24 protein-coding genes and 1 pseudogene are annotated in these 26,175 nt (G+C 28.3%); 12 read left to right on the top strand and 13 right to left on the bottom strand.

Going from position 1 to position 26,175, the window contains the following annotated elements:
* Nucleotides 1-10: 10 nt before the first annotated feature.
* From tmk to AOE55_RS01755, 8 genes are all read right to left on the bottom strand, one after another.
* A complete protein-coding gene (gene tmk, locus AOE55_RS01790; protein ID WP_013087840.1) occupies nt 11-664 on the bottom strand; it encodes a dTMP kinase in 654 nt (217 codons plus the stop codon).
* Between the two features lie 268 nt (nt 665-932).
* On the bottom strand, nt 933-1,766 hold the full coding sequence (gene pabC, locus AOE55_RS01785) for an aminodeoxychorismate lyase (RefSeq protein ID WP_013087599.1): 834 nt from the start codon (nt 1,764-1,766) through the stop codon (nt 933-935).
* Between the two features lie 196 nt (nt 1,767-1,962).
* Nucleotides 1,963-2,232, bottom strand: a complete 270-nt coding sequence (acpP, locus tag AOE55_RS01780; RefSeq protein ID WP_013087678.1) for an acyl carrier protein — start codon at nt 2,230-2,232, stop codon at nt 1,963-1,965.
* A gap of 85 nt (nt 2,233-2,317) precedes the next feature.
* Nucleotides 2,318-3,052, bottom strand: coding sequence for a 3-oxoacyl-[acyl-carrier-protein] reductase (gene fabG / locus AOE55_RS01775; RefSeq protein ID WP_013087662.1), 735 nt, complete (start codon nt 3,050-3,052; stop codon nt 2,318-2,320).
* Nucleotide 3,053: 1 nt separating this feature from the next.
* Complete coding sequence (gene fabD, locus AOE55_RS01770; protein ID WP_013087906.1) at nt 3,054-4,040, bottom strand: ACP S-malonyltransferase; 987 nt, start codon at nt 4,038-4,040, stop codon at nt 3,054-3,056.
* Nucleotides 4,013-4,966, bottom strand: a complete 954-nt coding sequence (locus AOE55_RS01765; protein ID WP_013087541.1) for a beta-ketoacyl-ACP synthase III — start codon at nt 4,964-4,966, stop codon at nt 4,013-4,015. Before AOE55_RS01765 ends, fabD begins: the two co-directional genes overlap by 28 nt.
* Before the next feature lie 534 nt (nt 4,967-5,500).
* Nucleotides 5,501-5,665 carry a 50S ribosomal protein L32 gene (gene rpmF, locus AOE55_RS01760; protein ID WP_013087510.1) on the bottom strand — a complete coding sequence of 55 codons (165 nt, stop codon included), beginning with the start codon at nt 5,663-5,665 and terminating at the stop codon, nt 5,501-5,503.
* A gap of 287 nt (nt 5,666-5,952) precedes the next feature.
* The gene (locus AOE55_RS01755) at nt 5,953-6,948 is read right to left on the bottom strand and encodes an RluA family pseudouridine synthase (RefSeq protein ID WP_013087706.1); all 996 of its coding nucleotides are present in this window, start codon (nt 6,946-6,948) and stop codon (nt 5,953-5,955) included.
* 352 nt (nt 6,949-7,300) lie between these two features.
* Here AOE55_RS01755 and rne point away from each other — a divergent pair.
* Nucleotides 7,301-8,818: pseudogene (gene rne / locus AOE55_RS01750) on the top strand (ribonuclease E); the annotation flags it as partial.
* A 789-nt stretch (nt 8,819-9,607) separates the two neighbouring features.
* Here the strand turns inward: rne and rpmE are convergent.
* Nucleotides 9,608-9,826, bottom strand: a complete 219-nt coding sequence (gene rpmE, locus AOE55_RS01745; protein ID WP_013087821.1) for a 50S ribosomal protein L31 — start codon at nt 9,824-9,826, stop codon at nt 9,608-9,610.
* Between the two features lie 122 nt (nt 9,827-9,948).
* On the opposite strand from rpmE, the gene AOE55_RS02715 reads away from it, so the two are divergent.
* The 7 genes from AOE55_RS02715 to tpiA all read left to right on the top strand — a co-directional run bounded on the left by AOE55_RS02715 (nt 9,949) and on the right by tpiA (nt 18,025).
* A complete protein-coding gene (locus AOE55_RS02715; protein WP_225995198.1) occupies nt 9,949-10,491 on the top strand; it encodes a primosomal protein N' family DNA-binding protein in 543 nt (180 codons plus the stop codon).
* An 80-nt stretch (nt 10,492-10,571) separates the two neighbouring features.
* A complete protein-coding gene (gene priA / locus AOE55_RS01740) occupies nt 10,572-12,161 on the top strand; it encodes a replication restart helicase PriA (protein ID WP_013087451.1) in 1,590 nt (529 codons plus the stop codon).
* Nucleotides 12,162-12,550: 389 nt separating this feature from the next.
* Nucleotides 12,551-13,081, top strand: a complete 531-nt coding sequence (gene hslV, locus AOE55_RS01735; RefSeq protein WP_013087896.1) for an ATP-dependent protease subunit HslV — start codon at nt 12,551-12,553, stop codon at nt 13,079-13,081.
* Between the two features lie 11 nt (nt 13,082-13,092).
* A complete protein-coding gene (gene hslU / locus AOE55_RS01730; protein WP_013087719.1) occupies nt 13,093-14,430 on the top strand; it encodes an HslU--HslV peptidase ATPase subunit in 1,338 nt (445 codons plus the stop codon).
* A gap of 259 nt (nt 14,431-14,689) precedes the next feature.
* Entirely contained in the window at nt 14,690-16,237 is a 1,548-nt protein-coding gene (locus AOE55_RS01725; protein ID WP_013087639.1) for an FGGY family carbohydrate kinase, read from the top strand.
* Between the two features lie 134 nt (nt 16,238-16,371).
* Nucleotides 16,372-17,118, top strand: a complete 747-nt coding sequence (locus tag AOE55_RS01720) for a ferredoxin--NADP(+) reductase (protein WP_041855262.1) — start codon at nt 16,372-16,374, stop codon at nt 17,116-17,118.
* A 124-nt stretch (nt 17,119-17,242) separates the two neighbouring features.
* The gene (gene tpiA, locus AOE55_RS01715; RefSeq protein ID WP_013087845.1) at nt 17,243-18,025 is read left to right on the top strand and encodes a triose-phosphate isomerase; all 783 of its coding nucleotides are present in this window, start codon (nt 17,243-17,245) and stop codon (nt 18,023-18,025) included.
* Nucleotides 18,026-18,050: 25 nt separating this feature from the next.
* Here tpiA and AOE55_RS01710 read toward each other — a convergent pair whose 3' ends face one another.
* A complete protein-coding gene (locus AOE55_RS01710; RefSeq protein WP_192847592.1) occupies nt 18,051-18,284 on the bottom strand; it encodes an accessory factor UbiK family protein in 234 nt (77 codons plus the stop codon).
* Nucleotides 18,285-18,516: 232 nt separating this feature from the next.
* Between AOE55_RS01710 and ribB the strand changes: the two genes are divergently transcribed.
* The 3 genes from ribB (at nt 18,517) to AOE55_RS01695 (ending at nt 21,025) form a co-directional block, all read left to right on the top strand.
* Nucleotides 18,517-19,164, top strand: a complete 648-nt coding sequence (gene ribB, locus AOE55_RS01705) for a 3,4-dihydroxy-2-butanone-4-phosphate synthase (RefSeq protein WP_013087815.1) — start codon at nt 18,517-18,519, stop codon at nt 19,162-19,164.
* 568 nt (nt 19,165-19,732) lie between these two features.
* On the top strand, nt 19,733-20,389 hold the full coding sequence (locus tag AOE55_RS01700) for a 1-acylglycerol-3-phosphate O-acyltransferase (RefSeq protein WP_225995197.1): 657 nt from the start codon (nt 19,733-19,735) through the stop codon (nt 20,387-20,389).
* A gap of 123 nt (nt 20,390-20,512) precedes the next feature.
* Nucleotides 20,513-21,025: a dihydrofolate reductase gene (locus AOE55_RS01695; protein WP_013087790.1), complete on the top strand. Its 513-nt coding sequence runs from the start codon at nt 20,513-20,515 to the stop codon at nt 21,023-21,025.
* A 2-nt stretch (nt 21,026-21,027) separates the two neighbouring features.
* Here AOE55_RS01695 and AOE55_RS01690 read toward each other — a convergent pair whose 3' ends face one another.
* From AOE55_RS01690 to pdxA, 3 genes are all read right to left on the bottom strand, one after another.
* Entirely contained in the window at nt 21,028-21,912 is an 885-nt protein-coding gene (locus tag AOE55_RS01690; RefSeq protein ID WP_013087652.1) for a symmetrical bis(5'-nucleosyl)-tetraphosphatase, read from the bottom strand.
* Nucleotides 21,913-22,001: 89 nt separating this feature from the next.
* Nucleotides 22,002-22,793 carry a 16S rRNA (adenine(1518)-N(6)/adenine(1519)-N(6))-dimethyltransferase RsmA gene (gene rsmA, locus AOE55_RS01685; protein ID WP_013087863.1) on the bottom strand — a complete coding sequence of 264 codons (792 nt, stop codon included), beginning with the start codon at nt 22,791-22,793 and terminating at the stop codon, nt 22,002-22,004.
* Between the two features lie 14 nt (nt 22,794-22,807).
* Nucleotides 22,808-23,791: a 4-hydroxythreonine-4-phosphate dehydrogenase PdxA gene (gene pdxA / locus AOE55_RS01680; protein WP_196769127.1), complete on the bottom strand. Its 984-nt coding sequence runs from the start codon at nt 23,789-23,791 to the stop codon at nt 22,808-22,810.
* Between the two features lie 1,516 nt (nt 23,792-25,307).
* Between pdxA and djlA the strand changes: the two genes are divergently transcribed.
* A complete protein-coding gene (gene djlA, locus AOE55_RS01675) occupies nt 25,308-26,105 on the top strand; it encodes a co-chaperone DjlA (protein WP_013087744.1) in 798 nt (265 codons plus the stop codon).
* The last annotated feature ends 70 nt before the right edge of the window (nt 26,106-26,175 follow it).

The raw sequence follows: 26,175 nt of genomic DNA, 5'->3' as shown, positions 1-26,175 counted from the left end.
AAGAGTCCTATCACTGATAAAGTCTTTTCATCCATCTACAAATTTTATGTTGAAAAAGTCTCTTTACTGAAGATAAATCTTGATTAGCATCGATTATCATAAATTCTTTTTGATTTTTTATTATATTTAAATATCGATTACGAACCTGATGAAAGAAATCTAACGATCTTTTTTCTATTCTATCCAATTTAGAAGATTTTCTTTCATGAATTCTAGATATTCCTATTTCTGGAAAAACATCAAGATAAATGATCAGATCTGGCTGAAATTTTCCTATTGCTATCTTATTTATTTTATCAATTTCATCATCTTTCACTCCATATTTTCCACCTTGATAAGCATACGAAGAGAGAAAATTCCTATCTCCGATAACCCATTTTCCAGATTTCAGATTGGGTAGTATAATGTTTTCCATTAGCTGTATTCGAGCTGCATAAAACATAAATAATTCTGTTTTAACTAGAAATTTCTCTTCTGGAAAGTTCTTCTTTATTAACTTTCTAATTTTTTCTGAAATCGGAGTTCCTCCAGGCTCTCTAACAGTCAAGATATCAAAACCTTCTTTTATCAACATCTTTTTAACAAAACCAATCATTGTAGTCTTTCCAGATCCTTCCAATCCTTCTACAACTATATATCTTCCAAAATTTGAACAACTCTTCATAAAATCATGAGAACCAAATAATTAAAATTTTAGATAATAAAAAATATTCCTCGAAAACACAATGATCAAAAAAAATTTTTTTTCTTTAATGATAATTTTAAGAAGTGATTATCTCTGAATCTGGATTGAGATGTTACTCTAAAAAAATAAATTCAGTTTACTTAAAAACTTCTATAAAACTGTTCGTTCAAGTAGAATGAAATAAAAATTTAGTAGATCTTGAAAAAATTCTACACACAATATTTTCTAAAAATGTAAAAAATGAACTTTATAAAATTAGAGGAAGCAAAAAGTTGAATAACTTCCTAGAACTGCTTTTCCATATCACTCTTCTTTTATTATGAAGAAGAATGCGATTGACTGAAAAAATCGGCATTAAAGAGTTGGAAACGATGATTTCATCAATAAAAAAAAGATCACGAAGAAAATTTCCCGTATACAAAATTTGATATTCAGTTTCATATAAGATATCAATGATCTTCTTTCTCATTATTCCTTCTATTCCTGCATAAAATAAATCAGGAGTATATACTTTATTTTTTATACGAAAAAAAATATTAGAAGAACAACATCCTATCAAATTTCCCGAAGTATCTAAAACAATACATTCATCTACTTTATACAAGTCAGATTGTCTTTTTATCAATATCTGCTCTAACCTATTTAAATGTTTGATCTTGGATAACTTATGATTTCTGCTGATTCGAATATCACTAAAAGTTATATCTATTCCGTTTATTCTCTTTTTTTTATAATCTTTTGAATATTTTGTCAAAGAAACGATTAAAGTAGGAGAATTCTCAGAGAGACTGCTTATTGAATATCCTCTCTCACTTCTTCCTCTACTGAGGATGACTTTAATGACTGCAAAATTATCACAATTAAACGATGCAGCATCTCGTATGTTTTTCTCAACCATTTCCCAATTTGTTCCACTAATGAATAGTTGTTCAGAAGAAACTTTCAATCTTTCTAAGTGATCATCGATCAATAGTGGCTTTCTTTTCATTATTCTTATGGTTGTAAAAACTCCATCCCCGAATTGTATCGATCGATCATCGACGGATACAAAATTATCTTTTTTTCCATTAACCCAATACATTAAAATTTTCAAAAAATTTGTTTAAAACTAATCTTTAAAAGATATGAATCCACTTTTACTGTTTATAAATAAAAATTCTTAAAATTTACAGGAATTTTAAAAAGATCTTAATTCTTATAGAGTTTCATTCGAATATTTTCGAACAAATGATTTCCGATCTACAAATGAAAATTTTTTAAAAAATTTCAACTTTCAATTAGAGATTTTCCAAATTTTTCTTATTTTTCTTCTCTAGTTCATTCTGAATGTACTTCATTGCAAACTTTACTGTTGTAATTTTTTCAGCTTCTTCATCTGGTATTTCTATACCGAATTCCTCTTCTAATGCCATAACCAATTCAACCGTATCCAAAGAATCAGCACCGAGATCCTCTACAAAAGAAGAATCGTCCAGTATGTCTTCTAGTTTTACTCCGAGTTGATCCGATATTATCTTCTTCACCCTTTCTTCAATTGTAACATTCATAGTATGTATTTCCCATTTAGTTTATTCAAAAAAACGATAATAAATCCAATATGTCCATTCTAAAAAAGAACTTTTTCAGCCTTGACTATATCATCATAATTCCACCGTTAACATTCACTGTTTCTCCAGTTATATAGGAAGCATCTTCAGACGCTAGAAAAACCACAACACTTGCTATTTCTTTGGGGCTTCCGAAACGACCTATAGGAATATGAGATAATATCTTTCTTTTTCTTTTATCATCCAGAAACTTCGTCATTCTAGTATCAATGAATCCAGGAGAAACCACATTTACTGTAATTCCATATTTAGCAACTTCCATAGCAAGAGATTTACTGAAACCAATTATTCCAGATTTCGAAGAGGAGTAGTTAGTTTGTCCAAGATTTCCTTTCATTCCAACCACAGATCCAATTGAAATGATTCTACCATACCGTTTTTTCATCATGGATTTAATCACATTTTTAGAGATAATAAAAATTGAGGTTAAATTCACTTTAATAACTTCTTCCCAATCTTTTCTTTTCATTCTAACTAATAAATTATCTTTTACAATTCCAATATTATTAATTAGTATATCCACTTCTCCAAAATCCTGCTCAACTTGAAAAAAAAACTTTTGGATAGACTCTTTATCTAAAACATTTAAGATGTATCCCTTTCCTCGATTTTTGAGATAACTATCTATTTTTTTTACTCCATTAATGCTTGTTGATGTACCAATCACATTTGCTTCATTTTTGGCGAACAACTTAGATATTTCCATCCCGATACCATTACTAGCCCCTGTCACTAGAACTAATTTATCTTTAAAACTCATATCATCCACCATTTACCTTGATTAAAGCAATTCTCATAGATTCTAAGTCATTCACTTCAAATGAACTAGATCTTCCGAAAATTCTTCGATTCAGTTTCGTTAAAACAGAACCAGGACCAATCTCTAAAAAATAAATGTATCCTTTTCTACTAATTAGATCTATCACTTTTGTCCATTTTACAGGACTATACATTTGTTTAATCAAAGACTCTTTAATTTTATTAGAAGAATGTTCAATTTTTGCATTAACGTTATTGATTACTTCAATCTTAGGTGTTTTGAAATGTATTTTTTCGATAAACTTCTTTAATTTTTTTGCTGCTGGTTTCATCAACATACAATGCGATGGAACGCTTACTGGAAGTTTACGAACTAGATTAGCACCCAACTTTTTACATAAATCCACTACTTTTCTAATCGATTTTATTTGACCCGATATGACAACTTGTCTATCAGAGTTAAAACTGGAAATTGATACTATTTCTGCACAATCTCGACTAATATCTCGACATAAACTAGACACAACACTCTCATCTAAACCTATAATTGCATACATTTCTCCTATTTTATTTTGAACAGATTCTTCCATTAATTTTCCTCTCAGTTCGACTAATCGAACAGCAGTTTCAAAATTAATCACTTCTGATCCAACTAAAGCAGAGTATTCTCCCAGACTATGTCCTGCCATAATTCCCGGCATTCTTCCTCCTATTTTTTTCCAGACCCTAAGAATAGAGATAGAAGCAGAAAGAATAGCGGGTTGAGTTATACTGGTTTTTTTCAATTTTTCTTCAGAATCTTTTTGTACTATTCTCCAAAGATCATATCCCAATATATCAGAAGATTCTGAAAAAGTTCTTTGAACTTCCGAATGTTCCCTCGATAGTTCAGAAAGCATACCGACTGATTGAGACCCCTGTCCTGGAAATATCATAGAAAAACGAATTGAATTTCTTTCGTCTAAAAAATTACCAATGCCGATCCCCATACAAATCCTCCTCCAAACGATTCTAATAGTATCTTTTGTCCTTTTTTGATCCTTCCATCTCTTACAGCTTGATCTAAAGCAGTCGGAACAGAAGCTGCAGAAGTATTTCCATATTTATCTAGAGTAACAATTATCTTTTTCATAGATATCTTTAATTTTTTAGAAATCGCTTGAATAATTCTTAAATTGGATTGATGAGGAACTAACCAATCCAACCGATTTCTATCTAATCCATTTTTTTTCAAAGTCTTTTCTAAAATTTCAGTTAATTTTTTAACTGCAATCTTAAAAACTTCGTTTCCCTCCATCTTTATGTAGGAAGGAGAATGTTCTTTTTTGTATTCTTGTCTTTCGAGCATCAGAAAATCTTCAAATCTGCCATCAGAACATAAATGAGTGGATAAAATTCCTGGTTTTTTCGACACTACAACTACTATCGCTCCTGCGCCATCTCCAAACAAAATCATAGTATTTTTATCTTTCGGGTTCAAAGATTTTGATAACATATCAGATCCGATAATCAAAGCTGTACTAGCAGTTCCATTTCTAATATATTGATCACATATACTTAAAGCATAGGAAAATCCCGCACAAGCTGCTGAAACATCAAAAGCTGCACAACATTTTACTCCCAGTATTCTTTGGATACGACAAGCTGTACTTGGAAAAGCATAAGTGGAAGATGTGGTTGCTACTATGATTAAATCGATCTTGTTAACTTCGATGTTAGCCATTTCTAAAGCTTTTTTCGCAGCTTCAGCTCCCATTGTACAAACATTTTCTTGTTGATCAGCAATTCTTCTTTCTTTGATACCTGTCCTCGAAACTATCCATTCGTCTGTAATACTAATGATTTTTTCTAAATGTTCGTTTGTTCTGATTTCTTTTGGAAAATAGCTTCCAGTTCCCAATATTTTTGTATACATTTTGATCAAATCATTTTTAGATAACAAAATTAGATGTTGGAAATTTCATAACGATGAAAAGAAAATTACATTCGTACCTTACTTTAATAATATTAATGTATAAAAAATCGGCTAATAGAAATTCTCCAATAGATTAAGGAATTGAGAATTATAGAAAAATACATATAAAGTCTATTTCATCATTAATTAAAAAATTGCGAAGAGCAGATCCATATATTTATAAAAAATTTAAAAATCTACTTAGTATACCAGCTGCTTTAAAATATAAGAAGAAAATATCTCCACTAAAAAAATAAAAGGTTTTCTTTATATCTCAGAAAGACCTAAAGAAAAATTTTTTATTTTTAAAAGAAGTACTTTCTATAGAAATATAAAAAAAGGAAAGAATTTTTGAAAAAATTTCTCAGAAATATTGGATCAAATTTGAATGTATCTCTCTTTCTGATCGAAAAAAGTTTTTTTAAAGATTAAATTATTAAAAACCGAGGATGATAATATAATAGTCGATTTAAGATAAATTAAAAAATCAAAAGATCAAAATATTTTTTTTCCTCGATAAAAACCATCTTTTGTCATATGATGACGTATATGAACTTTTTTGGTAGTTTTATCTAGTGACAATAACGGAATCTTTACAAAATCATGAGATCTACGCATATTTCTTTTAGATCTCGTTTTTTTATTCTGCTGAACAGCCATTTTTTTTACCTTGTAAAATATTATAGGTTAATTATTTTAAGCGATTATTACAAAAACTTTAAAATAATCAAGAAATTTCAAGATTTTTTCTCTCAGAGAATTTCAAGTATCAAACTAAATTCAAATTTATCCAAAAATAAATTTAATAAACATAAAAAAATAAGTATTCAAAATTAAAATTTTGAACATATTTCTATGATAAAACATTGTCATTAAAATAATTTCTGAAAATGAAGAAATTTTATTAAACCAAATTTTTCTGAGAAAAACAAAAATTAAATTAGTCGTTATTCAGAAGAAGAATCTCCACGAACACAATCGTTTTTTCTCAACCAATTTAAACATCCATTTAAATTTTTGTCGATTGGAGAAACGAATGTTAAATTTATTAATTTTTTAGGATGATTCATTGTAATTGAGGAAGAATGAAGAAATAATCTTTTTAATCCGGATTCTTTTAAGTTTCTATCTAATTTTCGATTTCCGTATCTTTTATCTAGTACAATTGGATGGTTAATTTTTTTTGTATGTAATCTAATTTGATGTTTTCTTCCAGTAATTGGAGTTGCTAGCATTAATGTAAAAGATGCAAATCTTTCTTTGATCTGAAATAACGTTTCTGACATTCTCCCATTTTTTTTAATCTCTATTTTTTTTTCTTTTTTTTGAGAAATTTTTTTTTCTAAAAAACACGAAATTCTTTTAATTTTAGATGGCCAAACCCCATGTACCAAAACAATATACTTTTTGAAGATCTTCTGAGAACAGAACTGTTTTTGAATGAGTTGAAGTATATTTCTTGACTTAGCTATCAACAATATTCCAGATGTTTCTTTATCTATTCTATGAATTAACTCCAAATATTTCGATTGAAAATAGACTTCTCTTAAAATTTCTATGATACCGAAGGAAAATTTACTTCCTGAATGTACTGCAATTCCAGAAGGTTTGTTTAAAACTAAAATTTCGGAATCTTCATAGAGAATCCTTTTTTTAATCCAATAGAAATTTTTTCTTTGAATCGAAATAGATTTATCTTGACTGTAAGAGAGAGAGATCGGTATTTTAATTAAATCTTCCTTTTGAACTCTATAACTTGGATTCACTTTAGAATCATCAACTCTTATTTTTCCTATTCGAATCAAACGATAGATCAATCTTTTCGGAACACGTTTAAGTCTTTTAATTAAAAAGTTATCTATTCTTTGAAATAAACTGTTTTCATCCACAAAAATTAGATTGAATTTCTTTATATTTTTATAATTTTTCGAATATAATTTCATAAATCTCTCTTCTTACAAAGATATTACAAACATAAGAAAATTTAGATTAAAAAAGTTAATGTTTTGTTTGGAAAAGATGAGACATTAATTAAAATAAAATTATACCTTTTCAAACAGTTAAATATATGATTTTTTTAGAAACACGTAAATAAATTTAAGAGTAAACCTTTTGATTGTATAAAATCGAAAAACTGTTCTTTTAAAAATGAGCTCGAATAAAGAGTTGTTTCATCATAAAATACGATTATCAATTTTTAAGTATTTTTTTCTGCTCTCTTAAAATAAAGTCCAGAAAGTATAGCAATTTAAAAAACAATTTAATAGTTTTCGAATTTTTTAAAAGAGTTTGACTATGAAAAGAATGTTAATTAACGCTGTTCAAAAGGAAGAGCTTCGTGTCGCTATTGTCGAAGGTCAACGTCTTTATGATTTAAATATAGAAACTATTAGACGTGAAAAAAAAAAATCAAACATATATAAAGGAAAAGTAATTAGAATTGAGCCAAGCTTAGGAGCAGCATTTGTAAACTATGGATCGATGAAACATGGATTTTTACCAATCAAAGAAATTTCTAAGGAATACTTTTCAAATCAATTTAAGGCAAATTCCAAACCTAATATAAAAGAAATTTTGAAAGAAGGACAAGAAATTATCATTCAAATCAATAAAGAAGAGAGAGGTCATAAAGGAGCTTCTTTGACAACTTTCATAAGCTTAGCCGGATGTTACCTTGTATTGATGCCAAACAATCCAAAAGCTGGAGGAATATCTAGAAGAATAGAAGGAGAAGATCGGGCAGAAATAAAAGAAATTTTGCCGTTTCTCAACGTTCCAAACGGTATGGGTTTAATTATTCGAACAGCTGGCTTGGGAAAATCAGTTAAAGTTTTGCAACAAGATCTTCAGTACAGACTAAATCATTGGGAAGCTATTAAAAAAGCTTCTCTGAGCAAGAATGCCCCATTTCTGATTCATCAAGAAAGTAATATTATAATAAGATCTATTCGAGATTATTTTCAACCTGATATTCAAGAGATCATCATCGATGAATTCGATACCATAGAAATGGTTAAAAACCATATTGAGTCAATAGGAAGAAAAGATTTTTTAAATAAGATAAAACATTATAGTGGAAAAATACCTATATTTAGTCATTACCAAATTGAATCTCAAATAGAGTCAGCTTTTCAAAGAAAAGTTCGTTTGCCATCTGGAGGATCGATTGTAATAGATACAACAGAAGCTTTAACGGCAATTGATATTAATTCCGCTCGTTCTACTAGATGTACAGATATCGAAGAAACTGCATTTAATACAAATCTGGAAGCAGTCGAAGAAATTACGAGACAGTTACGTCTTCGTGATCTCGGGGGATTAATAGTAATCGATTTTATAGATATGTCGATTCAGAGTCATCAAAGAGAAATAGAAAACAAAATTCGAGAAGCTGTTCGTCAAGATAGAGCCAAAGTTCAATGTTCTAGAATATCTCGTTTTGGGTTATTAGAGATGTCTAGACAGAGATTGACTTCTTCTCTATGCGAATCTAATTATTATGTCTGTCCACGTTGCGATGGGTCTGGAACTATCAGAGATGATGAATCTCTTTCTTTGTCTATCCTTAGGATCATCGAAGAAGAAGTTTTTAAAGACAATACATATGAAGTACATGCCATTGTTCCGATACAAATAGCTTCCTACATACTTAATAAAAAAAGAAATTTTATTAATGATATTGAGCGTAAAAAAAGTAATATAAAAATCATTATCGTTCCAAACAATCGTATTCAATCTCCTCAATTCAATATTATCAGAATCCGAAAAGGAGAAAAAACGTATTCTACTAATCACTATCTCACAAAATATAACAATTTCGGAAATAATCGTTTTGATTTCGTTCAATCGAGTTATGAAAGAAAATTCCACAGTGATAAGTTATCTTATTCCTCGAATAATCAATATGAGATCAGATTTCATAAGATATGTAAATTAAACGTTTTTAGAAAGATGAAAAATAAACTTAAAAGAGTTATCTATCAAGGCATTTTAGAAAAAGTAAGTTATCATAGATTGTTTATCAAAGTAGTCCTTTTTCATAAGATGATACTTCAAATTTTATTAAATAAATTTAATCAAAAGATTCAAAATAGAGAAGAAGCTAACGAAAGGTAAACATACAATATGAATTTATAGTATCTACTTTTTAAATTATAGATTTAAACAAAGTAAAAATTTCTTCATAAAATCGTTTTTTAAAAAATAAAATTTATGTTCCAATTAAAAATTTTTCTAAAAAAGAAAAATATATCTTAATTATCAAAATGTACTATTACTAGATAGACCGAAGAAGTTAATCTTCAATAGAATTCAAAAATTCGAAATACACTTAAATATACTTTCAGAATAATTTTTCTATAAAAAATAAAGTTCTATCTCTAAAGTTTGTATTAAATCAAATGATTTTTACGAAAATATCTTTTTCGCAAAAAACGATCATAATAAAAAAAGCCTTAAAAATCTAAATTAAATGGAACACAATTTTATATTGTGAAAAAATTTAAAATTCTTTCTGAAAGAATTAAAAGAATGATTAAAAGATTAATGTCATGAGTTAGAAAAATTTAATCAATAACCTGCTATTAATTTTCTAAAAAGAGACTATAAGAGCACATTTTCAGAAACATCGAATTTATTCTTAAATCTTTCTGATCTGCTTCCAGAAATAAGTGTTCGTTGTTTTCCGGTGTAAAAAGAATGACACTTATTACATACGTCTAAATAAATGTCAGAATCAATGATAGAATAAAAAGATATCTTATTTCCGCAAGAACAATGAGCGACTATCTTATAGGATTTAGGATGAATTTTCTTTTTCATTTTTTTAAATAAGTTCTTATATAATTTATTCTTTCTAATTTTTCATACTATCACTTTTTAGAAATGGTTGAAATATATTTGTTTTAATTTTTTAATAAAATTATCGAATTTATAAAAAATGTATGTTTAATGGAGAAAATATGATTACCATTATTCAAGTAGTTTTTTACAAATCAGTTACTTTTCCTCTCGAATATCTTTTACCTAATGATATGAATCTTCCGAAGAAAGGGTGTAGAGTGTTGGTTCCGATTAAAAAGAGAAACGTGATAGGAATTGTATGGTCTTACAAACAAAAAAATGATGTGCAATATGAAAAATTAAAATTGGTTCAAAAGATATTGGATTATGAGCCATTATTTTCAGACAGTATGTGGGCATTTTTATATTTAGCCTCTCAATATTATCATTATCCTATAGGATCAGTTTTATTCAATGCGTTACCCAATATATTGAGAAAAGAGAAGTCATTTCCAATAAAAATATCATTTGAATGGAAAATTACTAACGAAGGAATGATATTTAAAACAGATCAATTAAAAAAATATCCAAATCAGGAAAGAGCGCTAACGATATTTCAAATTGAACATTCTATCAGCTCAGAGAAAATTAAACAGCTTTCCATAAGTATGCATTCTCTTAGATCTTTAAAAAAAAAAAGTTAATTCGAATCTCTAAAAATTTAAAAAATAAAAAAGATTGGAAAAACAATGTTAAAGTATCCAACAAAAAACCCAAATTAAGTTTGGAACAATCAAGAATCATCGAAAGGATTTTAGAAGATAAAAAGTTTATTCCTTGGTTATTGGTTGGAATTACTGGATCTGGAAAGACAGAAGTATATCTGAGATTAATAGAAAACACACTAATTTTGGGGAAACAAACCCTAATGTTAGTCCCAGAGATTAGTTTGACACCTCAAACTACAAAAAGATTCAATGAAAGATTTAATGTTCCAATTGAAGTATTGCACTCATCATTAAACAATCGAGAAAAGTTTTTCATTTGGGAAAGATCTAAAAATGGAGAAAATGCCATTGTGATTGGAACGAGATCTGCATTGTTTACAAATTTTAAAGATTTAGGGTTAATCATAGTAGACGAAGAACATGATAATTCATATAAGCAGCAAAATGGATGGTGTTATCATGCAAGAAATATGGCTATTTGGAGAGCCAAAAAAGAGAAAATTCCAATCATTATGGGAACTGCCACTCCATCTTTAGAAAGTTTATTTAATGTTGAAATAGGAAAATATAGAAGAATAGATTTAACTAAGAGACCTAAAGGAATTTTGCCTTCACATTACGTTCATGATTTGAAAGGAAAACCTCTGATATGCAATTTATCTCGTTCATTGATTCAAAATATTAAATATCACATTTCTCAAAATAATCAAGTCATGCTTTTTTTAAATCGAAGAGGATATTCTCCAATATTGATTTGTCACAAATGTGGATATGTTTCGGAATGTTTAAGGTGTGATCATTATTACACATTACATCGAAATAAAAAAAAAATAGAATGCCACTATTGCAATCAACAACTTCCGATACCAATACAGTGCAGTAATTGTAGTTCTAATCGTTTGATTTCATTAGGTTTTGGAACTGAAAAATTAGAAGAAAAAATACGTCAAATTTTTCCAAACATACCAGTTTCGCGAATTGACAAAGATACAATAAAAAATACAAAACTTCTACAACAGAAACTCTCTCTGATAAGAGAAAAAAAAGCAAGAATTTTAATTGGAACACAAATGCTAGCTAAAGGACATCATTTTCCAAATGTTACATTAGTAGCTTTAATGGATATCGATGGTGTATTTTTTTCTAACGATTATAGAGCTTCAGAAAAATTCGCCCAGCTATTCACTCAAGTATCTGGAAGAGCGGGAAGATCTGAAAAGAAAGGAGAAGTGATACTACAAACCTATCATCCGAAACATCCAGTATTATCTTCTTTATTAAGAAAAGGATATAATGAATTTGCTTTAGAAATCTTAAAAGAAAGAAAAGAATTTCTTTTACCACCTTATAGCAATCATGTAATTATTCGATCAGAAGATCTTCAAGGATCATTTTCTTTAATTTTTTTAAAGAAAGTTAAGAAGATCATCTTAAAACATACTAAAGATAAAAGATTGTATTTAAGCGATCCAATACCCTCTGTAAAACCGAAAAAAAGGGGATTGTTTCGATGGCTACTCCTCATACAACACGATTCTAAAAGCTTTTTGAACTTTTTACTATCTAATCTAACTCAAAAAATCCAAAAGGTTCCAGAAAGAAAACAGGTTCGTTGGAATATTGACGTAGATCCTATCGAACATTAATCTTCTCAAAGATTATTTGTTATATTTATGAAGATACTTACTGCGGATGAGAAAAATATTGTTGAATAGTACAAATTATCTATCATTGAGTAAATTATATATATCCATTATTAATCCGAATTTAGGATATAATATGAAAATGTAAAGCGTACTGAAATTGATTAAGGAATTTTATCAATCTTTATTTAGTTCGTTTTTTAAAATACAACGTATTAAAAAAGTTCTAGGAAATAATTAATCGAATGAACCTAAGAGTTTCAATCAGATGAGATGGACGTTCCAAATCTATTTAATTAAAAAATTATCCTAGATTTATCATATCATTTCAAAAACCACTTAGAATGAATAGAGAACTTCATCATTAAAAATATTATATAGGATCAAATGTTATGACCACAATTATCAGTGTTCGTCGTAGCGGAAGTGTTGTTATTGGAGGAGACGGCCAAGCTACTATGGGAAACACAATAATTAAAGGCAATGTTAAAAAGATAAGACGTCTATATCATGAAAGAGTAATCGCCGGTTTTGCAGGAGGAACTGCCGATGCCTTTGCTCTATTTGATCTTTTTGAAAAAAAAATAGAGATTTGTCAAGGACATTTAGTAAAAGCAGCAGTCGAGCTCACTAAAGAATGGAGAACGGATCGCATGTTAAGAAGGTTAGAAGCCATTCTAGCAGTCGCTGATCGAACGAATTCACTCATCATTACAGGTAATGGAGATGTTATTCAACCCGAAAGTAGTTTGATTGCAATTGGTTCAGGAGGACCGTATGGAAAAGCAGCAGCTAAAGCCATGTTGGAAAATACGCAAATGAGTGCAAGAGATATCACAGAAAAAGCTTTAAAAATTGCAAGTGAAATCTGTATATATACAAATCATAACTTTAACTTTGAAGAAATTTCTTCAAACTCATGAGGATTAAAGACATGTCTGAGATGACGCCTCGAGAAATTGTAAGTGAATTAGACAATTATATTATTGGACAAGAAAAAGCAAAACGTTCTGTTGCTATTGCGTTACGTAATCGTTGGCGTCGAATGCAACTTAATGAGAGTCTTCGTCAAGAAATTACTCCGAAGAATATACTTATGATAGGACCTACTGGAGTGGGAAAAACGGAAATTGCTCGTAGATTGGCTAAACTAGCAAAAGCACCCTTTATAAAAGTTGAAGCAACTAAATTTACAGAGGTTGGTTACGTAGGGAAAGAAGTAGACTCCATTATTCGAGATTTAACAGATGCTGCAGTAAAAATGATTCATTTACAATCAATAGAAAAAAACAAAAATCGAGCAGAAGAGGTAGCAGAAGAAAAGATATTAGATATCCTTTCAACTCATATCATCAAAAATAAAAGTTCGTGGGGTGACCAAAAGGAAAATGATCTTAAGAACTTTACAAGACAATCCTTGAGAAGGAAGTTGAGAAATGGAGAGTTAGATGATAAAGAGATAGAAATTGAAGTTTCTGCATCTCCCATGGGAATAGAGATTATGGCTCCACCTGGAATGGAAGAAATGACGAGTCAGCTTCAATCGATGTTTCAAAATCTTGCTGGACAAAAGCAGAAATCAAAAAAAATGAAAGTAAAACAGGCTTTCAGAGTTTTAAAGGAAGAAGCTGCTAGATTAGTAAATCCAGAAGAACTGAAACAGAAAGCCATCGATACTGTTGAACAAAACGGAATAGTTTTTATCGATGAAATTGATAAAATCTGTCGAAAAGGACATTCTACCAATTCAGATGTTTCAAGAGAAGGAGTACAAAGAGATCTTCTTCCATTAGTAGAGGGTTGTACAGTATCTACTAAGCATGGGATGGTTAAGACGGATCATATATTATTTATAGCTTCGGGAGCTTTTCAAGTTTCCAGTCCTTCTGATCTGATACCAGAGCTTCAAGGAAGACTTCCGATTAGAGTTGAACTACAAGCTCTAACAGCAAATGATTTTAAAAGAATACTCACTGAACCAAATGCTTCTCTAACAATGCAATATAAAGAGCTGATGCTTACGGAAGGGCTGAACATTGAGTTTACTCAAGATGGAATTAGTAAAATTGCTGAAGTTGCTTGGAAAGTAAATGAAAAAACAGAAAACATTGGATCTAGAAGATTACATACTATACTTGAAAGATTGATGGAGGATCTTTCATTTTCTGCTGATGAAAGAAGTGGAGAAACTATCATAATCGATTCTAATTATGTCTCTTCTCATCTTGATGAACTAGTTTCTAACGAAGATTTAAGTCGATTTATTTTATAGTCCGTATGTCAAATGTTTTATTGAATAATTAGAAGATAGTTCAAACTTTTTTAGAATTCAAATAAGATGATTCGTATGAATTTCATAAAAAATCTGTTCTTCTTTTGGACTAACGGAGAGTAGAACTTTCCTGAAAACCCGATTGAGAATCAATTTCTTTTTTGACTTTTAGAACACATAACTCTGCGTTGAAAAAAATCAATTTCTTAAAAGCTTATAAAAATGTCTCCAGATACTTTTTGAGAACGGAGATCATGAAATGAAAAAAGTTAAAAAATACATTTTAGCATTAGATCAAGGTACCACATCTTCAAAGAGTGCTATATTTGACCATTCAGTCAACTTATTATCTTTTTCAAAGCGTTCGATATCTCAAATTTACCCAGAGAAAGGATGGATAGAAAATGATCCTGAAGAAATATGGAATACACAATATGAAACTATTCTTGAAGTAGTTCAGGAATCTCGAATAAATTTTGATCAGATAGTAGGGATAGGAATTGCTAATCAAAGAGAAACAACTATTATTTGGGAAAAAAATACTGGAAAACCTATCTATAACGCTATATCTTGGTTATGTAGGAGAACAGAAAAGTTTTGTAATCAATTAGAAGAAAATAAAAAATTGAGCACTTATATTCGAGAGAATACAGGATTAAAGATAGATCCATATTTTTCTGGAACGAAGTTAAGATGGATATTGGATAGAGTTGAAGGGGCGAAAGAAAGGGCGGAAATGGGAGAATTATTGTTTGGAACAGTAGATTCTTGGTTGATCTGGAAGATGACCAAAGGAAAACTTCATATGACTGATTATACTAACGCTTCTAGAACGATGTTATTTAACATTCGTAGATTAGATTGGGATCAAAAGATACTCAAAGCTTTAGAAATCCCAAAAATCATGCTTCCTATCGTATGCTCTTCCTCTAAAATATTTGCAAAAGTTGTACTATTTCCTCATCAGAAAAAGAGAATACCAATATCTAGTGTCATGGGAGATCAGCAATCTTCTTTATACGGAAATCTATGTTTTTCTTTCGGATCAATAAAAAGTACATATGGAACCGGATGTTTTTCTTTGATGAGCATTGAAAAGAAATTTTTTGTTCCTAAAAATGAGCTGTTAACCACCATTTCTTGTGGGCCTAAGGGAGAAAGTTACTATGCTTTAGAAGGAACTGTACCATTCGGAGGAGCTTCTGTTCAGTGGTTAAAAGATCGCATTGGAATCATTTGTTCCACAGAAGATGCTTCTATCAAATTAAAACAAGTAAATAGTAGCGAAGGAATATATTTTGTTCCTGACAGATTCTTATCTTTATCTCATTCAAAAATCGACAGTTGGAACCCTTTTTTAAAGGGATCGATAGTTGGTATTACAATGCATTCTAACAAGCTTCATATCATTCGAGCAATTTTGGAATCAATCTCATTTCAAAATATGGATGTTTTGGAAGATATGAAAAAAGAAATAGAGAAAAATAAATTATACATTAAAGAACTTAAAGTAGACGGAAATGCATCTTCCAACGATCTTTTAATACAATTTCAGTCAGATATATTAGGAATATCTGTCAAACGATCAAAATTTAAGGAAAATTCCATTTTAGGAACTGCATTATTATCGGGAATTACAATAGGATTTTGGAGAGATATACAAGAAATCCGTAAAAAAGTCAGCAAATATGAAACTTTTTTACCAAGTATAAGTTCAAAAGATGGATATCTCAAATACTCAAGATGGAAAAAAGTTTCTTCTATTCTATTCGATTTAAAAAAAATCATACTTGAAGGTAAAAGTTAATTATAATTGAATTTTCGTAAATGAGATTCAAATTCTAAATATTTAGAAAATCACACGAACTTGGACTTGAAAGAGATCGAAAAATCTATTTAAGAAAATAAAAATATATGAATAACTCTTTAAAAGAAATTAATATGAAAAGTTGGTCTATTGGAAAAATCACTGAAAAAAATTCTTGGGAAAATTTTTTATTTTCCTTATCTATTGAAGCTTCGGTTGATCCATTTATAGCAGGACAATTTACAAAATTAGCATTGTTAGTTAATGGAAAATTTATTCAAAAACCGTACTCATATGTCAATCCTCCTAATTCTAAAAATCTGGAATTTTATCTGGTCAATACTCAATCGATTGGATTAAGCAAAGAGTTATTCAATCTGAAGATAGGAGATGCAATATATGTTCGAAAAAAATCCATTGGTAACTTAACATTACAAAAAATTCCAGATCGTAAAGTACTTTGGATGTTATCTACAGGAACTGCTATAGGACCCTTTTTATCTATATTACGATTCAAAAATGGATTGGAAAGATTCAATAAGATTGTATTGGTCCATGCTGTTCGTTATTCAAAAGATCTCAACTACTTATCTTTGATGAAACAATTAGAAAAGGAATATTCAGGAAAGTTAATCTTATGTACGGTAGTTAGTAGAGAAAAGGTTCAAGATATGTTGTTCGGAAGAATTCCTTATTTAATACAAAATGGAAATCTGGAAAATTTTACGGAAGTTAATCTAGATCCTAAAGATAGTCATGTTATGATATGCGGAAATCCAGAAATGATAAAGGATACCATAAAAATATTAGAAAAAGAAAAGAATTTGAAAAAATGTTCAAATGAATTTATAAATCATATTACCTTTGAACAATACTGGTAACTCTGCACTCCAAGAGAGATATCGAATCAAGTAAGGATCTTCTTAATGAAGTTCTAAAGTGCTTTTTAAGAAGATGATCGAACATTAAAATTTTTATAATTAAACTAGACATAAAATATTTAAAATGAAAAGAAAGATTATTGTGGGAAATTGGAAATTAAATGGAAGTTTTTCTATGATTGAAAAATTTTTTAAAAATTTAAAGACAGAAACTCTGAAATCCAGTAAGTATGATTTGATACTCGCTCCTCCTTTTCCGTATCTAATCAAGATGAAAGAAATCATGAAAAAATATTCAAATATATTTCTTGGAGCGCAAAACGTTGATATTCATTCAGATGGACCATACACTGGAGAAGTTTCTTCTTCTATGTTAAGAGATGTAGGAGTAAAGTATACAATTATAGGACATTCTGAAAGAAGAAAATATCATCAGGAGAATGATCGAATGATCAAAAGAAAAATTCTTTCATTGCAAAAAGAAAATATAATACCGATATCATGCATAGGAGAGTCTCTAGAAGAGAAAGAATTAAAGAAAACTGAATCAGTTTTGATCGATCAAGTTAAACCGATCATTGATGTTATGAAAAAAAATTGTTTTGAAGAAATCGTGATTGCTTACGAACCAATTTGGTCTATAGGAACAGGAAAAGTGGCGGATTCTAACTCAATTCAAAGAACTTCGAATTTTATCAAGAAGTACGTACATGATCGTCTAAACATTAAAGAAGAGAAGTTGTCCATAATTTATGGAGGATCGGTAGATAGCATGAACTTTCAAAAGTTTATAAGAGAAAAAGATATTGACGGACTTCTTATAGGAAAATCTTCTATCGATTGTCGATCCATTTCTGAAATCCTATCATTTTCTGGAGATTTTTTAAATGTATCAAATACAAGTTAAATTCATTTAAATGAAAAGGGATAATTTATTTTTTTTTGATTTTTGAATTTTTTAAATCTTTCCTCTCTAAATCTCTGATTCTTTTCTCCATATTTGAAACTTTTTTAACGATATTTGATAGAATTTCTGATTGTATCTCATATTCCTCTTTAGAAACTATCTGTAATCTTTCTATTTGTTTAGAAACGATAAATTTAACTTTATTTTCAATTTCTTTTCTTATATTACGTATTTCTTCCAGAAGAATTCGACTTATCATACGAAAGATGCTCTTGATCTCCATGATTTCTAGATAATTCTTTAAAAAAATATCTAAAAATATTTTAGAACAAATCTTTTATTTTGACAAATTGATAATCGATGATATTTTGATAAATCAATTTTAAAATTTGAATTTTGTTAGAGATTTTTTAACGGATGGCAATTCAATTTTTTAAAAGGATACAATTTTTTATTGTATCCATTTTTACATTAAATATTGGGAGACTATTATGAACCATATATCTAAAGAGCGAAGTTCAATTAAAAGAGTGAAAGAAGCTATCGATTCTTTAAAAATTGGAAGAGGAGTGATTATAATGGATGATTTTACTAGAGAAAATGAAGGAGATATCGTTTTCTCTGCAGAAAAAATGACTGTTCAACAAATGGCATTAACTATCCGACATGGTAGTGGAATAGTATGTTTATGCATTAATGAAGAAAAAAGAAAACAATTAAAACTCCCTATGATGGTTGAAGAAAATTCTAGTGTTTTTCAAACCGCTTTCACTGTAACGATAGAAGCTTCTGAAGGAATAACGACTGGAGTTTCCGCTTATGATAGAATAATCACAATCAAAAGAGCGATTCAAAAAAATTCGAAACCGGAAGATCTACGTAGACCAGGTCATGTATTTCCGTTAGTAGCTAGGGAAGGAGGAATATTTAAAAGAAGAGGACATACAGAAGCTACTGTTGATCTGATGAAGTTGTGCGGTTTTGAAAGTCCTTTTGGAGTGCTTTGTGAACTAACAAATGATGATGGAACGATGTCTAAAATGTCAGAAATCATTCTATTTTCTAAGATGCATGGATTTCCATTAATTACGATCGATGATCTATCTGTGTTCATCAGCTCCAAAAGATATCTTCTTTGATTAAATAGATTGGAAAATAAGCTATTCAATTTTTTTAAAAAACCTTTGAGAATAATTTTTTCAATTCAATTGATTCAAAAATTTTAGTTGAAAAATCCTTGCTAATTTTGTTTCCTAAGATCTTTTTCTCTAGAACTTCCGAAGAGGTCAAAAAAAATAAGAGGAAAATTTAAGAAATAAATAATTCTATTCAATTTGATTTAAAAATAATTCAATTATACATTAAACGTGAACCAATTGTCTTAGATTTATAATAAGATGAAATAGTTTCTTAATGTAAATGTCATTTTTTAATTCCATGTAAATTTGGTATCTATGGGAATCTCGATAATAATTTTTTTAATTGAAATATAAATCAAAAAAATTTTTTGGAAAATTTTGAACATCATTTATAATATGAGAATAAGATCTTCAATTGGATTAATTGAATTCATCTGAAAAAAGCTTCGTTAGACTTTTCTACTTATCAACTCAATCAAAAATTATAAAAATGTTAGCCATTTTCAGAATAATTTTTTTGTTTTTTTCTTTTTTTTTGATTTGTTTATTTGGAATATTTAACTGTGTTGTGAGACCAAAATGTTTGCAACATACTTTCCTTTTAGGAAAACTCTTTGGAAGATTATCCAAGATATTAGGTGTCAAAGTTATAGTTCGTATCTCAAAGAAGTCAAAAGAGTTGATGAAACTTCCAAGCATATATATCGGAAATCATCAAAGTTTTTACGACATATTTACCATATCGAATGCAATTCAACCATATACAGTTACCGTTGGAAAAAAAAATTTGATCTTTATTCCAATTTTTGGTCAATTATACTGGCTTTGTGGAAATGTTCTATTAGATCGAAAAAACCGAGATCAAATCAGAAAATCAATTCTCAAGATTATACGATATATTAGAAATCAAGGAAGATCAGTTTGGATATTTCCAGAAGGTACCAGAAATAAAGGAAAAAATTTACTTCCTTTCAAGAACGGTGCGTTTCGAATTGCAAAAATTTCTAGAGTTCCAATCATACCGATTTGTTCTTCTGAAATCTCTCGTAAAATTAGACTAAACCGATGGAGAAATGGAACTGTAATCATTGAAATACTCGATCCAATTTTTATTGAAGATCAGAAATACGATAAACGATCTTTAACTTGTCTAAAGAAATTCTGTTTTAATCTCATGAAAAAAAAAATTTTTTCTTTAAATCAAGAGATCAAGAAGAGCAATTGAAAATTTTTAATTAAGATGATGATTTCTTAGATATGAACTTTCTTTCTTTTCTGATTTCTAAAAATATTTAGATATCTTTAAATTTATTCTTATTGACGAATAAAATGAATCAATTATACCATCATGAAAAAAATTAGTTTAATAGCTGCGATTAGCAAATTCAACTTTGTTATCGGTTATGAGAATGACATTCCGTGGAAATTACCAGATGATTTATCTTGGTTTAAAAAAAAGACAATTAAAAAACCAATAATTGTTGGAAGAACTACACACGAATGTATCGGTACACTTCCCGATCGACTAAATATCATAATGACAAATAAAAGATCAGAAAAAATATTCGAAGAAGAAAAAATTTGGGTTACTTCAAGAGAAGAGGCTTTACTTTCTATTTCAGAAGACATAAAAGAAATCATGGTAATAGGAGGAGAAAAAATTTATAAACTTTTTTTTCCAATTGCAGATCGATTATATATAACTTATGTAGATTATTTCGGTTTAGGGGATGTTTTTTTTCCATTTATATCTAAAAATCGTTGGAGATGTTCTTATATTGGAGATGCAATAAGATCTGATCATAGAAATTCCCATTCCTACATTCATAAAATATTTGATAGAAAAGAAAAATATTTATAATTTTATGATGGCGTTTTCCTTCTTCTACACGGTTCATCGAAGTGCTTCCGGTCTTCCCATCGAAGAATGGTGAGCTTTTTTCCCCAACAACATCCTGTATCAATTGGATATAAATTTTTATTTTTTTGAACACACCTTTTGTCTAAAGATGACCAATGACCAAATATAATCGAATATTTTTGACTAATTTTTCTATCAAAAAGAAACCAAGGCCGGATGTGATCTTGATTTTTTATCTTTTGATAATCATCTTTTATGCTCATATTCAAACTACCATCTTGATAACAGTATCTCATTTTAGTAAATACATTGATGTTAAACTTGATTCTTTCATAAAGATCTTTAAATTTCCTTTTCTCCCATTTATAGGAATGATTGAAACCGACCAAATTTTGAAGAAGATCGGTTTTGTTTTGAAGAATGAATTCTATTTCTTTAGCATAGGAGATCGTCTCTTCTAAATTCCAATATGGATGTACTCCGGCATGTATCATGATTATTTTCTTTTTCATATCCATTTGCAAGATTGACTGATTTTTTAACCAATCCATTAGATCTTCTGAATCATTTTCTAAGAATATTTTTTGAACATCTGTATAATAATCTTTATTCTTTTCTCCTTCTTTTTTAAAACAAAAGATAGATTTTTTTTTAAAAAAATTATAGAATAAATTTATTGTAGTTATTTCATGATTTCCCAAAACTATTCTTGAAGAGTTTCCTAAATTTTTAATGTATCTTAGAACCTTGACTGATTCTGGTCCTCTTAATAACATGTCTCCTGTAATCCATAAAATATCCGATCCAAATTTAAAATTTACTTTATCAAGAAGTTTTATTAATTCTCGATAACATCCATGAATATCCCCTACAAAATAATTAGCCATAAAAAATCCCTCGTAAAATAAATTTGAATTTGAAAGAATCGAGAATGATCTTAATCATAACTGTGAACAAATGATTCAAAGAGATCTTATTAATTTCCTTCTTTTTTTGATAACCAATTGGTAAGTTTACAATATTCCAAGATAGTTAGATTTTCAGCTCTCATGTTATAATCGATACATAATTGAGAATAATCCTCGATATTAAAAAATTCCTTAAGACTATTTAAAATTTTTTTTCTTCTTTGATGAAAAGCAACCCTAGTTATCAATTTTAAAAGATTTACTTCGCAAATAGGATAAATTCGATTTTTATATGGTTTAAATCTAACAAAAGTAGAATTCACTTTTGGAATAGGTCGAAAAGAATATGGGGATATATGAAAAATGGGATTAATTGAAAAATGATACTGAAAAAGAACACTAGTACGACCATATAATTTGATGTTAGGTGATGCTATTAACCTGTCTACTATTTCTTTTTGCAACACAAAATGCATATCGATTAATTGTTTATGATAAGAAAAAAAACGAACCATTATTGGAATAGCAATATTGTATGGTAAACTTCCAATAATCCTATATTTAAGAGATTTTTTCATAATTAAGTCAAAATCCAACTTCATGATATCTGAATTCAATATTTTTACAACTTGAAATATATCAGGATAAAAAGACAAAAGATGCTTAATTAAGTCTGCGTCAATTTCTATCGTAATAAAACTTTTTTTTATAACATGATAGATTGGTATAGTTAAATTTCCTAAACCTGTTCCTATTTCGATGATAGATTGATCGGATTTTGGAGCAAAATACGTTACAATTCTATCTTGAACTATAGAATCACTTAAAAAATTCTGTCCAAATCTTTTTTTAGATTTCATAAAAAAGTTCTCATTTATGAGATCTTTATAGCTAGTTTTAGTGCTTCTATCATACTACTTTCTATTGCCTTTCCAGTTCCAGCAATATGTAAGGCTGATCCATGATCAACAGAAGTTCTAATAAAAGGTAATCCCAATGTCATATTAACAGAATGAAAGAATTCTGAACTTTTGATCACTGGCATTCCTTGATCATGATACATAGCTAACGCTACATCAAAATTTTTGATGTTTTCCTTCTGAAAAATCGAGTCTGCCGGAAATGGTCCATGTATATTCAATCCATTTCGATTCAAAGTTGAGATCGTTGGAGAAATCACATCAACTTCTTCTTTTCCAAAATATCCTTGTTCTCCAGAATGGGGATTCAATCCACATACGTGAATAATAGGGTTATGAATATTGAATATTGATTTAATTTTCTTGTGGAGAATTAATAAAGTTTTAGTTAGATTTTCAACATTAATCATTTTTGGAACTTTCTTCAAGGGTATATGGGTCGTAACAAAAGCAACTTTCATTGATTTTGAAACTAATAACATGACTGTCTTTCTGACATTGCATAATCTTGCTAAAAATTCTGTATGTCCAGTAAATTTTACACCATAATCATTGATAATTCCTTTATGAACAGGTCCTGTAACCATACCTAAAAAATCACCTTTTAAGCATCCAAGACATGATTTTTGTAGCATTTCAATTACATACTCACTATTTTGCTTTTTTAGTTGTCCAGGTTTTACAGGAGTTCTTAGTCGAATTGGTTCAATATAAATTGATCCCTTATCTTGACGAGCATATTCTAAACTTTTTTTAGAATATGGAATCAAGTTTAATTTTAAATTAAGATCTCTTGATCTTTCTTCCAATAAATCTGGATCAGAAAAAGTTACTAATTTTACAGGCCATTTTCTTTGTACTAGCTTGACTAATATATCTGGTCCAATTCCAGAAGGTTCACCAGTAGTTATAACAAAAGCTTTTTGACGATTGTTCATCTTTTGTACACGATTTCCCATATTGAAGAGAAGACTCATTTCTTCTTTGAATTATGAAGATAAAAGAAGAGTTTTGTTTGATAGATTTTAAAACTTTTTCATATTCTATGAATTTATAATTCTTGCAAAAATTAAGAAAATTAACATTAACAAAATAATTTTTTGTTTTGTAAATCAACTCGATTGAAATATAATAAAATGATTAATTTTTCATTATTATTAGATCATCATTCTATAGAATAATAAGCATTTCTTCAGAAAATAAATCTTACAACTCAACTTATTCTTGCGTATTACTTCTTAAGTAAATGTTTTATCGGTAAAAATAAAAATTTGATTCCTCAAAAAAACAACTTTATGTATTTCCATCGCATTTTTTAAAAAACGCCAAACATGTTCGAAGTTAATTTTTTGAAGATTCTTAATTATTTGTTAACATCAAATGATTTTCCTTATGAAAAATTAAAAAATTTTAATAATTTTTAACTTTTTGCGAAATTTTAAGAACTCAATTCTGAATAATTCGAAATAGATTAATTTTTCTAAAAAAGATAATTTTATAGACCTTTTTAAATAACTTTATGAAAATATGGATTTTATTTATAACAGTTTTGCTATATAAAAATTATTAGTTTTTAAAAGACTAATCTAGAATCGAAAAATTGAACATTTATTTTGCATATTGAATAATCAGTTTTTTAGAGATGATTTATGAAGCTAAAGCATTTTAGATTCTCATGAAAAGAAATTCTTTCAGTAATTTCAATTGTTAAATTGAAGAAAGATCATTTTATTCAATTTAAAAGAATTTCTGTTTTTAAAATTAGATTTTCTATTTTACATAATTTTTTCATGAATCTTATCATTTTTTAAAGATGATGAAAAACTAAATTCTTTAAAGATTAGATGGAATTAAATATACGAAAAGCTTTATTTGAGTATTGCAAAGACTTTTCTTCAAAATAAATTTTTATAAAGATTAATTATAAAAAGATTCCCTATTCAATTTCATGTTTTTTTATAAAAAATATTTTGAAATTGAAGAAATACGCAATTTTTAAAAAGATAATGAATTAAAAACAAAAATTCGAAATATTCTATAACAAGATTCTTTTATTTAAAAATTTGAATATATCATACTTTATATTAAAATCATAATTACCAATCATTTTGATATAGAAAACATTTCTTGTAAAATCCCCTATAGAATAAATTAAAAATCATCTTAAAAAAATCAAGCGTTTTGTGTCAAGATTTTTCATGGATTTCTAACAACTTATTAACGATAACGATAATATACTGTGTGAAAAGTTAGTTTATATTAATTAATTAAAAATTTATTCAAAGAAGTAGGATTTTTAAACTAGTATTCACAAAAGACCATAAACTTCTTTCTTATGTTTATATTTTATAAAATATGAAGTAACCCTTAGATATGAATTTTTTCGATATTCAGAAAACATTTCTTAAAAAAAGAGTTAAGAAACATTCATTCGAAATTAAGAAAAAGTAGATTATGCAATATTTTGGAAGAATAATCGGAGTTATTTTGGGAATGATGATGGGAACTCATCTTTTCAGTATAATTATGGGTTTCATAATTGGACATATGTATGATAAAAAAGTTGAAGAAAAATATTCTGATATTAAACATAAAAATACAGATCTATCATTTATAGTTATCGTTTTTCAAGTTTTAGGTTATTTATCAAAGTCGAAGGGAAGGGTGACAGAAACAGATATCAAAATGGCTAGAAATATTATAGATGAAATGCATCTTTGTCATCGTTATGAAAACTTTGCAAAAAACGCTTTTTTATACGGAAAAAGAAATGACTTCTTATTAAGAAAGGCATTGAGAAATCTGTATTATAATTTTTCAAACAATCCAGAACTAATTCGATATTTTCTGGAAATTCAAATTAGAGCTGCTTTTTCTGATCATATCTTGCAAGAAAAAGAAAAGAATATCTTATTAATAATTATAAATGAGTTAAACATATCTTATCAAGATTTTGAATGGATTCTGAAGAAGGAATCGATCAGATCTGGATTTTATAACCAATATTTCAATTTTTTTCAAAATAAACATGATCAAAAAAAAGATGACTTATCTCAAGCCTATAATATTTTAGGAATTGATCGAAGATCTAGTATGGATCAAGTGAAAAAATCTTATCGAATCTTGATGAAAAAGTATCATCCAGACAAATTACTTTCAAAAGGACTTTCAAAAGAAGAGTTGAGTCGAGCAAATAAAAAAGCACAGAAGATTCAATCTGCCTATAATTTAATTAAGAATTCAAGAAAATAATTGAGAATTTTTCTATCTGATAATCTTGTTTATCAAATTTATGAGTTTTAAACAATTTCTAAAAAGTTCA

It is taken from the genome of Candidatus Riesia pediculicola (assembly GCF_002073915.1).
Classification (GTDB): Bacteria; Pseudomonadota; Gammaproteobacteria; order Enterobacterales; family Enterobacteriaceae; genus Riesia; species Riesia pediculicola.
This window is presented reverse-complemented; position numbering and strand designations above follow the sequence as displayed.

Excerpts from the sequence above, each read along its gene's own strand:
- tmk (WP_013087840.1), bottom strand. The coding sequence starts at position 664 with ATGAAGAGTTGTTCAAATTTTGGAAGATATATAGTTGTAGAAGGATTG.
- pabC (WP_013087599.1), bottom strand. The coding sequence starts at position 1,766 with ATGTATTGGGTTAATGGAAAAAAAGATAATTTTGTATCCGTCGATGAT.
- acpP (WP_013087678.1), bottom strand. The coding sequence starts at position 2,232 with ATGAATGTTACAATTGAAGAAAGGGTGAAGAAGATAATATCGGATCAA.
- fabG (WP_013087662.1), bottom strand. The coding sequence starts at position 3,052 with ATGAGTTTTAAAGATAAATTAGTTCTAGTGACAGGGGCTAGTAATGGT.
- fabD (WP_013087906.1), bottom strand. The coding sequence starts at position 4,040 with ATGGGGATCGGCATTGGTAATTTTTTAGACGAAAGAAATTCAATTCGT.
- AOE55_RS01765 (WP_013087541.1), bottom strand. The coding sequence starts at position 4,966 with ATGTATACAAAAATATTGGGAACTGGAAGCTATTTTCCAAAAGAAATC.
- rpmF (WP_013087510.1), bottom strand. The coding sequence starts at position 5,665 with ATGGCTGTTCAGCAGAATAAAAAAACGAGATCTAAAAGAAATATGCGT.
- AOE55_RS01755 (WP_013087706.1), bottom strand. The coding sequence starts at position 6,948 with ATGAAATTATATTCGAAAAATTATAAAAATATAAAGAAATTCAATCTA.
- rpmE (WP_013087821.1), bottom strand. The coding sequence starts at position 9,826 with ATGAAAAAGAAAATTCATCCTAAATCCTATAAGATAGTCGCTCATTGT.
- AOE55_RS02715 (WP_225995198.1), top strand. The coding sequence starts at position 9,949 with ATGTTTAATGGAGAAAATATGATTACCATTATTCAAGTAGTTTTTTAC.
- hslV (WP_013087896.1), top strand. The coding sequence starts at position 12,551 with ATGACCACAATTATCAGTGTTCGTCGTAGCGGAAGTGTTGTTATTGGA.
- hslU (WP_013087719.1), top strand. The coding sequence starts at position 13,093 with ATGTCTGAGATGACGCCTCGAGAAATTGTAAGTGAATTAGACAATTAT.
- AOE55_RS01725 (WP_013087639.1), top strand. The coding sequence starts at position 14,690 with ATGAAAAAAGTTAAAAAATACATTTTAGCATTAGATCAAGGTACCACA.
- AOE55_RS01720 (WP_041855262.1), top strand. The coding sequence starts at position 16,372 with ATGAAAAGTTGGTCTATTGGAAAAATCACTGAAAAAAATTCTTGGGAA.
- tpiA (WP_013087845.1), top strand. The coding sequence starts at position 17,243 with ATGAAAAGAAAGATTATTGTGGGAAATTGGAAATTAAATGGAAGTTTT.
- AOE55_RS01710 (WP_192847592.1), bottom strand. The coding sequence starts at position 18,284 with ATGATAAGTCGAATTCTTCTGGAAGAAATACGTAATATAAGAAAAGAA.
- ribB (WP_013087815.1), top strand. The coding sequence starts at position 18,517 with ATGAACCATATATCTAAAGAGCGAAGTTCAATTAAAAGAGTGAAAGAA.
- AOE55_RS01695 (WP_013087790.1), top strand. The coding sequence starts at position 20,513 with ATGAAAAAAATTAGTTTAATAGCTGCGATTAGCAAATTCAACTTTGTT.
- AOE55_RS01690 (WP_013087652.1), bottom strand. The coding sequence starts at position 21,912 with ATGGCTAATTATTTTGTAGGGGATATTCATGGATGTTATCGAGAATTA.
- rsmA (WP_013087863.1), bottom strand. The coding sequence starts at position 22,793 with ATGAAATCTAAAAAAAGATTTGGACAGAATTTTTTAAGTGATTCTATA.
- pdxA (WP_196769127.1), bottom strand. The coding sequence starts at position 23,791 with ATGAACAATCGTCAAAAAGCTTTTGTTATAACTACTGGTGAACCTTCT.
- djlA (WP_013087744.1), top strand. The coding sequence starts at position 25,308 with ATGCAATATTTTGGAAGAATAATCGGAGTTATTTTGGGAATGATGATG.